This is a genomic window from Streptomyces sp. RP5T (genome assembly GCF_003933965.1).
Lineage (GTDB): Bacteria > Actinomycetota > Actinomycetes > Streptomycetales > Streptomycetaceae > Streptomyces.
The window spans coordinates 1-9,996 of the sequence record NZ_RSAJ01000304.1 but is presented as its reverse complement, the minus strand read 5'-3'; the positions used below and the strand labels follow the sequence as shown (position 1 = coordinate 9,996).

Here is a 9,996-nt window from a genome sequence, read left to right as displayed (position 1 = left end):
GTCACCCTCATCTGGATTCTCGTCGCGCTCGTCGCGATCGGCCTGTACCTGAGCTGGACCGCGGGCCGTCTGGACCGGCTGCACGCCAGGATCGACGCCACCCGGGCGGGCCTGGACGCCCAGTTGCTCCGCCGGGCCTCCGTGGCCCAGGAGCTGGCCACCTCGGGCGTGCTCGACCCGGCCGCCTCGATCGTCCTGTACGAGGCCGCGCACGCCGCCCGGCAGGTCGAGGAGGAGCAGCGTGAGGTCGTCGAGAGCGAGCTGAGCCAGGCGCTGAGGGCCGTGTTCGCGGAGCCCGCCCAGGTGGAGGCGGTGCGCGAGGCGCCCGGGGGAGAGGCGGCCGCGCACGAGCTCACCGAGGCGGTACGCCGGGTGCCGATGGCCCGCCGCTTCCACAACGACGCCGTGGGCGCCGCCCGCCGACTGCGCCAGCACCGCAAGGTCCGCTGGTTCCGCCTGGCCGGCCACGCCCCCTTCCCGATGGCCTTCGAGATGGACGACGAGCCACCTGCGGCCCTGGTGGACCGGGCAGCGTAGACGCGGCCCCGGCGGCCGGGTAGCGCACCCCCTCCCTCCGTGGACCGGCCACGACCCACGCGGCGGCAAAACGATCCACCGGCTCCCCATTGGCCCTTGCTGTGGCCTGCTCCGGTGACGTTTCCTCGGGGCTGCAGTAATCCCTCTTTCACTTCAGCGAGGTCAACCCGTGTCCAGCACCGAGAACCAGGCTCCCGAGACCGGCACCGCGCGCGTGAAGCGCGGTATGGCGGAGCAGCTCAAGGGCGGCGTGATCATGGACGTCGTCACGCCGGAGCAGGCGAAGATCGCGGAGGACGCGGGCGCCGTCGCCGTCATGGCCCTGGAGCGGGTCCCCGCCGACATCCGCAAGGACGGCGGCGTGGCCCGGATGTCCGACCCGGACATGATCGAGGGCATCATCGAGGCCGTGTCCATCCCGGTCATGGCGAAGTCCCGCATCGGCCACTTCGTCGAGGCCCAGGTCCTGCAGTCCCTCGGCGTCGACTACATCGACGAGTCCGAGGTCCTGACCCCGGCCGACGAGGTCAACCACTCCGACAAGTGGTCCTTCACGACCCCCTTCGTCTGCGGTGCCACCAACCTCGGCGAGGCCCTGCGCCGCATCGCCGAGGGCGCGGCCATGATCCGCTCCAAGGGCGAGGCCGGCACCGGCAACGTCGTCGAGGCCGTGCGCCACCTGCGCCAGATCAAGAACGAGATCGCCCGCCTGCGCGGCTACGACAACCACGAGCTGTACGCCGCAGCCAAGGAGCTGCGCGCCCCGTACGAGCTGGTCAAGGAGGTCGCCGAGCTCGGCAAGCTCCCGGTCGTGCTGTTCTCCGCCGGCGGCGTGGCCACCCCGGCCGACGCCGCGCTGATGCGCCAGCTCGGCGCCGAGGGCGTCTTCGTCGGCTCCGGCATCTTCAAGTCCGGGGACCCCGCCAAGCGTGCCGCCGCCATCGTGAAGGCCACCACCTTCTACGACGACCCGAAGATCATCGCGGACGCGTCCCGCAACCTCGGCGAGGCCATGGTCGGCATCAACTGCGACACCCTCCCCGAGACCGAGCGCTACGCCAACCGCGGCTGGTAACCACCCATGAGCACTCCTGTCATAGGCGTCCTGGCCCTCCAGGGCGACGTCCGGGAGCACCTCGTCGCCCTGGCCGCGGCCGACGCCGTGGCCAGGCCGGTGCGGCGTCCGGACGAACTCGCCGAGGTGGACGGTCTCGTCATCCCCGGCGGGGAGTCGACCACCATCTCCAAGCTGGCCGTCCTGTTCGGCGTGATGGAGCCCCTTCGCGCGCGCGTGCGCGACGGCATGCCCGTCTACGGCACCTGTGCGGGGCTGATCATGCTGGCCGACAAGATCCTCGACCCGCGCTCGGGCCAGGAGACGGTCGGCGGCATCGACATGATCGTGCGCCGCAACGCCTTCGGACGTCAGAACGAGTCCTTCGAGGCCGCCGTCGATGTGAAGGGCGTTCCGGGCGACCCCGTGGAGGGCGTCTTCATCCGCGCTCCCTGGGTGGAGTCCGTCGGCGCCGAGGCCGAGGTGCTGGCCGAGCACGAGGGGCACATCGTCGCGGTCCGCCAGGGCGACGCGCTCGCCACGTCGTTCCACCCGGAACTGACCGGCGACCACCGCGTGCACTCTCTCTTTGTCGACATGGTGCGCGCGTACCGGACGCGGGAGTCCTTGTAGGATCTCAGGCGTTGGTTGCAGAGATGGGTTACGCGAAGGAGACAGGCAGATGTCCGGCCACTCTAAATGGGCCACGACGAAGCACAAGAAGGCCGTGATCGACGCCAAGCGCGGCAAGCTCTTCGCGAAGCTGATCAAGAACATCGAGGTCGCGGCGCGCATGGGCGGCGTGGACCTGGACGGCAATCCGACGCTGTACGACGCCGTGCAGAAGGCGAAGAAGTCGTCCGTTCCGAACAAGAACATCGACTCCGCGATCAAGCGTGGCGGCGGTCTCGAAGCCGGCGGTGCCGACTACGAGACGATCATGTACGAGGGCTACGGCCCCAACGGCGTCGCGGTGCTCATCGAGTGCCTCACCGACAACCGCAACCGCGCCGCCTCCGACGTGCGTGTCGCCATGACCCGCAACGGCGGCAACATGGCCGACCCCGGTTCGGTGTCGTACCTCTTCAACCGCAAGGGCGTCGTGATCGTCCCCAAGGGCGAGCTCACCGAGGACGACGTGCTCGGTGCCGTCCTGGACGCGGGCGCCGAGGAGGTCAACGACCTGGGCGAGTCGTTTGAGATCCTGAGCGAGGCAACCGACCTGGTCGCGGTCCGCACCGCCCTCCAGGAGGCCGGGATCGACTACGACTCCGCCGACGCCAACTTCGTCCCGACCATGCAGGTCGAGCTGGACGAGGAGGGCGCCAGGAAGATCTTCAGGCTGATCGACGCCCTGGAGGACAGCGACGACGTCCAGAACGTCTTCGCCAACTTCGACGTCAGCGACGAGGTCATGGAGAAGGTCGACGCGTAGCGTTGCCGCGAACCGAGCGGATCCGGCGGGCCGGTGGGACACACCCCACCGGCCCGCCGCCGTTGTCGGTGGCACCCGATAGCCTGCACAAACAGGCGAGCGAAGGAGGGGGAGCGTGCGCGTACTCGGGGTGGACCCCGGTCTCACGCGATGCGGTGTCGGCGTCGTCGAGGGGGTCGCGGGCCGGCCGCTGACGATGATCGGCGTCGGGGTCGTACGCACGCCCGTGGACGCCGAGTTGGGGCAGCGGCTCGTCGCCGTCGAGCAGGGCATCGAGCAGTGGCTGGACGAGCACCGGCCCGAATTCGTCGCCGTGGAGCGGGTGTTCAGCCAGCACAACGTCCGTACGGTCATGGGCACCGCCCAGGCCAGTGCCGTGGCCATGCTGTGCGCCGCCCGCCGCGGCATCCCCGTCGCCCTGCACACCCCGAGCGAGGTCAAGGCCGCCGTCACCGGCAGCGGCCGCGCGGACAAGGCCCAGGTGGGCGCCATGGTCACGCGCCTGCTGCGGCTCGACGCACCGCCCAAGCCGGCGGACGCGGCCGACGCCCTCGCCCTCGCCATCTGCCACATCTGGCGCGCGCCCGCCCAGAACCGACTCCAGCAGGCCGTCGCCCTGCACACAGCAACAGCACGGACCACAGCACGGAAAGGCCGTACGGCATGATCGCCTTTGTGAGCGGCACGATCGCCGCCCTCGCTCCCGACGCCGCCGTGGTCGAGGTCGGCGGTGTCGGCATGGCGGTGCAGTGCACGCCCAACACGCTGTCGACGCTGCGCCTCGGCCAGCCCGCCAAGCTCGCCACCTCGCTCGTCGTGCGCGAGGACTCCCTCACCCTCTACGGCTTCGTGGACGACGACGAGCGCCAGGTCTTCGAGCTGCTCCAGACCGCCAGCGGAGTCGGTCCGCGCCTGGCCCAGGCCATGCTGGCCGTGCACGCGCCGGACGCCCTGCGCCGAGCGGTGGCCACCGGTGACGAGAAGGCGCTCATCGCCGTGCCCGGCATCGGCAAGAAGGGCGCCCAGAAGCTGCTTCTGGAGCTCAAGGACCGGCTCGGCGAACCCATCGGAGCCCCCGCGATCGGCGCCCCGGTCACCCAGGGCTGGCGCGACCAGCTGCACGCCGCCCTGATCGGCCTCGGATACGCCACGCGCGAGGCCGACGAGGCCGTCACCGCCGTGACCCCGCAGGCGGAGGCGGCCGAGGGCACGCCCCAGGTCGGCCAACTGCTGAAGGCCGCCCTGCAAACCCTGAACCGCGCCCGCTAGGAGAACGTCAGTGAACTGGGACGACACCACCGACGACACCGCCGCGGAGCGGCTCGTCGGTGCGTCCGCCGACCGCGAGGACCAGGCCGTCGAGGCCGCCCTGCGCCCCAAGGACCTGGACGAGTTCATCGGCCAGGAGAAGGTCCGCGAACAGCTCGACCTGGTCCTGCGGGCCGCACGCGCGCGGGGCGCCACCGCCGACCACGTGCTGCTCTCCGGTGCCCCCGGACTCGGCAAGACCACGCTGTCGATGATCATCGCGGCCGAGATGGGCGCCCCCATCCGCATCACCTCCGGCCCCGCCATCCAGCACGCGGGCGACCTCGCCGCGATCCTGTCCTCCCTCCAGGAGGGCGAGGTCCTCTTCCTCGACGAGATCCACCGCATGTCGCGGCCCGCCGAGGAGATGCTCTACATGGCGATGGAGGACTTCCGCGTCGACGTCATCGTCGGCAAGGGTCCCGGCGCCACCGCCATCCCGCTGGAGCTGCCCCCGTTCACCCTGGTCGGCGCCACCACGCGCGCGGGCCTGCTGCCGCCCCCGCTGCGCGACCGCTTCGGCTTCACCGCGCACATGGAGTTCTACGAGCCCGCCGAGCTGGAGCGGGTCATCCACCGTTCGGCCAACCTGCTCGACGTCGAGATCGGCTCCGACGGCGCCGCCGAGATCGCGGGACGCTCCCGCGGCACGCCCCGTATCGCCAACCGTCTGCTGCGCCGGGTCCGCGACTACGCCCAGGTCAAGGCCGACGGGATCATCACCCGGGACATCGCCGCCGCGGCCCTGAAGGTCTACGAGGTCGACGCCCGCGGCCTGGACCGCCTCGACCGCGGGGTCCTGGAGGCCCTGCTCAAGCTGTTCGGCGGCGGCCCGGTCGGCCTGTCCACGCTCGCGGTCGCGGTGGGCGAGGAGCGCGAGACAGTGGAAGAGGTGGCCGAGCCGTTCCTCGTCCGGGAGGGTCTGCTCGCCCGCACACCGCGCGGCCGGGTCGCCACTCCCGCCGCATGGGCACATCTCGGCCTCACCCCGCCCCGCTCGGCGGCCACGGGAAACGGACAACAGGACCTGTTCGGGACGTGATGCCTTTGTGACGGCCAAGCATTGGCCCGGTCCAGAACCCAGGTGCGATGCTGAGCGTTGTTCCCTGCGCGCGGACTCGCTTAGACTCCGCCGATGCCGCCTTTGTCGGCGGTGCACATACCCCCAACCATCAGGCCGCTCACCATCGCGGTCGCGTGAAGGAAGTTCCGACCCGTGAGTCTCGTGACCCTCCTCCCGTTCATCGTGCTCATCGGGGCCATGTTCCTGATGACCCGGTCGGCCAAGAAGAAGCAGCAGCAGGCCGCCAACATGCGGAACGACATGCAGCCCGGCAGCGGCGTCCGCACGATCGGGGGGATGTACGCGACGGTCAAGGAGGTCAACGACGACACCGTCCTCCTCGACGCGGGCCCGGGCGTGGACCTCCTCTTCGCGAAGAACGCCATCGGTGCCGTGCTGACCGACGACGAGTACAACCGCATCGTCCACGGCATCGAGCACGACCTGAAGTCCGACGCCGACGTCGTCCCCGACGACGCCTCCTCCCTCACCGGGACCGACGAGTCCGCCGACGAAGCTGCCGCCGCCTCCGACGAGAAGTCCGTCGACCTCGGTAAGAAGGACACGGCCGCCGAGGAGCCCGCCGACGACGCGCCCGCCAAGGCCGACGCCGAGACCGAGGCCACCGAGGCGAAGCCGGACGACGAGCCGAAGAAGACCGACGGCGACACCGGCGCGAAGTAGTCGCACTCCGGGGCGCGCGGACCTGCTCCGTGCGCCCCGGAGCTGCGCGTCTCGCAGGGGGATCCCGACACCAGTCATGGCCGCCCGCACGCCGACCCGGCGCGAGAGCGGCCCGAGAGGGAGTACGAGAAGGTGGCAGCACCTAAAAGGGGCCGGAGCGCGAGTGCCCAGAGCAAGCCGGGGCGCGCGCTGGCCCTGATCCTGATCGCCATCGTGGCGCTCACCGGTGGAATGTTCCTCTCCGGACACACCACCCCGCGCCTCGGCATCGACCTCGCCGGAGGCACCAGCATCACGCTGGAGGCCAAGGCCGACCAGGGGTCCGCGATCAACAAGGCCAACATGAACACCGCGGTCGACATCATGAACCGCCGTGTCAACGGTCTGGGCGTCTCCGAGGCGGAGGTGCAGACCCAGGGTGATCGCAACATCATCGTGAACATCCCCAAGGGCACCAACTCCAAGGAGGCCCGCGACCAGGTCGGCACCACCGCCAAGCTGTACTTCCGTCCGGTCCTGGCCCAGGAGGCCACCGGCGGCGCCGCGGCCTCGCCGAGCCCCTCCGCCAGCGGCTCCTCGACCGCCTCGCCGAGCCCCTCCGCGAGCAAGTCCGGCTCCACGGGTGAGAAGGCGACCTCGTCGTCGTCCCCGTCGGCCTCGGCCACCTCGCAGGGCCGCGCCGTCACCGACGCTCTGAAGGCCGACTCCACGCCGTCCGCGTCCGCGAGCGCGTCGAGCGCCGCGTCCCCGTCGGCCTCCGCCACCGGCGGCACCGGCACCTCCGCCGCCGACGCCAAGGTCCAGGCCCAGTACGCCGCCCTGGACTGCTCCAAGAAGGCCCAGCGCACCACCGCGGGCGAGGGCGCCAAGCCGGGTGCGACCACCGTGGGCTGCGGCGAGATCTCCGGCGTCTGGTACAAGTACCTGCTCGGCCCGGCCGCCGTCGACGGCACCGAGGTCAAGAAGGCCCAGGCGGTCTTCGACACGCAGACCGCCGCCGGCTGGCAGGTCACCATGACCTTCAACAGCAAGGGCGCCAAGAAGTTCGCGGACATCACGGGCCAGCTCGCGAAGAACGCCCAGCCGCAGAACGAGTTCGGCATCGTCCTGGACGGCGAGGTCGTCTCCAGCCCCTACGTCAGCTCCTCGATCACCGGCGGCAACGCCCAGATCTCCGGCAGCTTCACGCAGGCCGAGGCCCAGAACCTCGCCAACATGCTGTCGTACGGCGCCCTCCCGCTCTCCTTCAAGGAGCAGAGCGTGACCACGGTGACCGCCGCGCTCGGCGGTGACCAGCTGCACGCCGGTCTCCTCGCCGGTGCCATCGGCCTGCTGCTGGTCGTGATCTACCTGGTGGCGTACTACCGGGGCCTGTCGCTCGTCGCGATGGCCTCGCTGCTCGTCTCCGGCATCCTCACCTACGTGCTCATGGCGCTCCTCGGCCCGGCCATCGGCTTCGCGCTGAACCTGCCGGCCGTGTGCGGTGCCATCGTCGCGATCGGTATCACCGCGGACTCGTTCATCGTGTACTTCGAACGCATCCGGGACGAGATCCGCGAGGGCCGCTCGCTGCGTCCCGCCGTCGAGCGGGCCTGGCCGCGTGCCCGGCGCACCATCCTGGTCTCGGACTTCGTGTCCTTCCTCGCCGCCGCGGTGCTGTTCATCGTGACGGTCGGCAAGGTCCAGGGCTTCGCGTTCACGCTCGGTCTGACCACCGTGCTCGACGTGGTCGTGGTCTTCTTCTTCACCAAGCCGCTGATGACGCTGCTGGCCCGCCGCAAGTTCTTCGCGAGCGGCAGCAAGTGGTCCGGGCTCGACCCGAAGAGCCTGGGTGCCAAGCCGCCACTGCGCCGCACCCGCCGTCCCGCCGCCCCCGCCCACACGAAGGAGGCGTGAGCATGTCGAAACTCGGCAACCTCGGCGCCCGACTGCACCGTGGCGAGATCAGCTACGACTTCATCGGTCACCGCAAGCTCTGGTACGGCATCTCCATCCTGATCACCATCACGGCGATCCTGGGCCTCGCGGTACGCGGCCTCAACATGGGCATCGACTTCCAGGGCGGCGCGGTCTTCACCACCGAGAAGACCAGCGTCTCGGTCTCCCAGGCCGAGGACTACGCGAAGGAGGCCTCCGGCCACGACGCCGTCGTCCAGAAGCTCGGCAACGGCACGCTGCGCATCCAGATCGCCGGCATGGACACCCAGCAGTCCGACCAGATCAAGAACGACCTGGCCAAGGACTTCAAGGTCGACCCGGAGACCATCGCCGCCGACCTGGTCGGACCCAGCTGGGGCGACCAGATCGCCAACAAGGCCTGGCAGGGTCTGGCGATCTTCATGGTCCTCGTCGTGATCTATCTGGCGATCGCCTTCGAGTGGCGCATGGCCATCGCGGCACTCGTCGCACTGATCCACGACATCACCATCACCGTGGGCGTCTACGCCCTCGTCGGCTTCGAGGTCACACCGGGCACGGTGATCGGTCTGCTGACCATCCTCGGTTACTCGCTCTACGACACGGTGGTCGTCTTCGACTCCCTCAAGGAGCAGACGAAGGACATCACCAAGCAGAACCGCTGGACCTACAGCGACATCGCCAACCGCTCGATCAACGGCACCCTGGTCCGCTCGATCAACACCACGGTGGTCGCGCTGCTGCCGGTGGCGGGCCTGCTGTTCATCGGTGGCGGCTTCCTCGGCGCGGGCACGCTCAACGACATCTCGCTGTCGCTGTTCGTCGGTCTCGCCGCCGGTGCGTACTCCTCGATCTTCATCGCCACCCCGCTCGTCGCCGACCTCAAGGAGCGCGAGCCGGCGATGAAGGCCCTCAAGAAGCGGGTCCTGGCCAAGCGCTCGCAGGCCACCGCCGAGGAGGAACTCGCCGAGGTCCGGGGCGACTTCGCGGACGACGGTGAGCCGGAGGACTCCGCGCACGCGGTCGTCGGCCCGCGCACCCAGCCCGCCTCCCGGGGCCGTGGCCGGGGCCGTCCCTCGGGGAAGCGCCGATGACCGAGCTCGCAGGAGTCACCGAGCTGCTGCTCAGCCGTATCCGCGATGTGGCCGACTACCCGGAGCCGGGTGTGATGTTCAAGGACATCACCCCGCTCCTGGCGGACCCCACGGCCTTCACCGCGCTCACCGACGCGCTCGCGGCGGTCGCCGACAGCACCGGTGCCACCAAGGTCGTCGGTCTGGAGGCCCGTGGATTCATCCTCGGCGCCCCGGTCGCGGTCCGCGCGGGACTGGGCTTCATCCCCGTGCGCAAGGCGGGCAAGCTCCCCGGAGCGACCCTCGGCCAGGCGTACGACCTGGAGTACGGCTCGGCGGAGATCGAGGTGCACGCGGAGGACCTGTCCGCGGACGACCGCGTCCTGATCGTCGACGACGTCCTGGCGACGGGTGGCACGGCCGAGGCCTCGATCGAGCTGATCCGCAGGGCGGGAGCCGAGGTCGCGGGCCTGGCGGTCCTGATGGAGCTGGGATTCCTGAGCGGGCGGGCCCGCCTGGAGCCCGCGCTCCGAGGCGCCCCCCTGGAGGCCCTGCTCGTGATCTGACGCCGTCGGCGCAGTACGTGAACGGCCGTCCCGGTACACCCCGGGGCGGCCGTTCCGCGTCCACGGGGACGCGGTGGACGTCCTCGGAATGCCGACGGCAGCCCCACGCGTTCCGGAGGTAGACGACCCTCACACCGGACTGGAGGCGATCCCGGGGCGCAGGATCGCTACCATGGGTTCTCCGGAGCCTGACCGGGGGATTCGGATCGCGCACGAGGAGTCCTCTTGCCAGACGAGGCCCAGCCACTGACCGCCGCCAAGCCCGAGCCCGGCTCGGCGCCCGCGGCGAAGCCCGCGCCGGACGCGAAGACCGCGACGAACGACGTCCGCGGGCCGGTCGAGCACGCCCAGTCCGCCCC

Annotated in this window: 11 protein-coding genes; all 11 read left to right on the top strand. The window is 70.5% G+C overall.

The annotated features are described in order from the left end of the window. On the top strand, positions 1–537 hold a 537-nt coding region (locus EHS43_RS27175), incomplete at its 5' end, for a hypothetical protein (RefSeq protein ID WP_125193383.1). A 169-nt stretch (positions 538–706) separates the two neighbouring features. Continuing rightward, on the top strand, positions 707–1,612 hold the full coding sequence (gene pdxS / locus EHS43_RS27170; protein WP_123759535.1) for a pyridoxal 5'-phosphate synthase lyase subunit PdxS: 906 nt from the start codon (positions 707–709) through the stop codon (positions 1,610–1,612). A gap of 6 nt (positions 1,613–1,618) precedes the next feature. After that, a complete protein-coding gene (gene pdxT, locus EHS43_RS27165; protein WP_125193382.1) occupies positions 1,619–2,224 on the top strand; it encodes a pyridoxal 5'-phosphate synthase glutaminase subunit PdxT in 606 nt (201 codons plus the stop codon). A 49-nt stretch (positions 2,225–2,273) separates the two neighbouring features. After that, positions 2,274–3,026: a YebC/PmpR family DNA-binding transcriptional regulator gene (locus tag EHS43_RS27160; protein ID WP_007380718.1), complete on the top strand. Its 753-nt coding sequence runs from the start codon at positions 2,274–2,276 to the stop codon at positions 3,024–3,026. A gap of 115 nt (positions 3,027–3,141) precedes the next feature. After that, positions 3,142–3,693 carry a crossover junction endodeoxyribonuclease RuvC gene (ruvC, locus tag EHS43_RS27155; protein ID WP_037714968.1) on the top strand — a complete coding sequence of 184 codons (552 nt, stop codon included), beginning with the start codon at positions 3,142–3,144 and terminating at the stop codon, positions 3,691–3,693. Next, complete coding sequence (gene ruvA, locus EHS43_RS27150) at positions 3,690–4,295, top strand: Holliday junction branch migration protein RuvA (protein ID WP_125193381.1); 606 nt, start codon at positions 3,690–3,692, stop codon at positions 4,293–4,295. The genes ruvC and ruvA overlap by 4 nt, the downstream gene beginning before the upstream one ends. A 10-nt stretch (positions 4,296–4,305) precedes the next feature. Then, entirely contained in the window at positions 4,306–5,376 is a 1,071-nt protein-coding gene (gene ruvB / locus EHS43_RS27145; RefSeq protein ID WP_125193380.1) for a Holliday junction branch migration DNA helicase RuvB, read from the top strand. 174 nt (positions 5,377–5,550) lie between these two features. After that, on the top strand, positions 5,551–6,081 hold the full coding sequence (gene yajC / locus EHS43_RS27140; protein WP_125193379.1) for a preprotein translocase subunit YajC: 531 nt from the start codon (positions 5,551–5,553) through the stop codon (positions 6,079–6,081). Between the two features lie 132 nt (positions 6,082–6,213). After that, on the top strand, positions 6,214–7,977 hold the full coding sequence (gene secD, locus EHS43_RS27135) for a protein translocase subunit SecD (RefSeq protein ID WP_185806429.1): 1,764 nt from the start codon (positions 6,214–6,216) through the stop codon (positions 7,975–7,977). 2 nt (positions 7,978–7,979) lie between these two features. Further along, entirely contained in the window at positions 7,980–9,092 is a 1,113-nt protein-coding gene (gene secF / locus EHS43_RS27130) for a protein translocase subunit SecF (RefSeq protein ID WP_125193384.1), read from the top strand. After that, positions 9,089–9,637: an adenine phosphoribosyltransferase gene (locus EHS43_RS27125; RefSeq protein WP_125193377.1), complete on the top strand. Its 549-nt coding sequence runs from the start codon at positions 9,089–9,091 to the stop codon at positions 9,635–9,637. The genes secF and EHS43_RS27125 overlap by 4 nt, the downstream gene beginning before the upstream one ends. Positions 9,638–9,996 lie beyond the last annotated feature (359 nt).

Coding starts and splice junctions, on each gene's coding strand:
- EHS43_RS27125 (WP_125193377.1), top strand. CDS start 9,089: ATGACCGAGCTCGCAGGAGTCACCGAGCTGCTGCTCAGCCGTATCCGC.
- pdxT (WP_125193382.1), top strand. CDS start 1,619: ATGAGCACTCCTGTCATAGGCGTCCTGGCCCTCCAGGGCGACGTCCGG.
- secF (WP_125193384.1), top strand. CDS start 7,980: ATGTCGAAACTCGGCAACCTCGGCGCCCGACTGCACCGTGGCGAGATC.
- ruvA (WP_125193381.1), top strand. CDS start 3,690: ATGATCGCCTTTGTGAGCGGCACGATCGCCGCCCTCGCTCCCGACGCC.
- EHS43_RS27160 (WP_007380718.1), top strand. CDS start 2,274: ATGTCCGGCCACTCTAAATGGGCCACGACGAAGCACAAGAAGGCCGTG.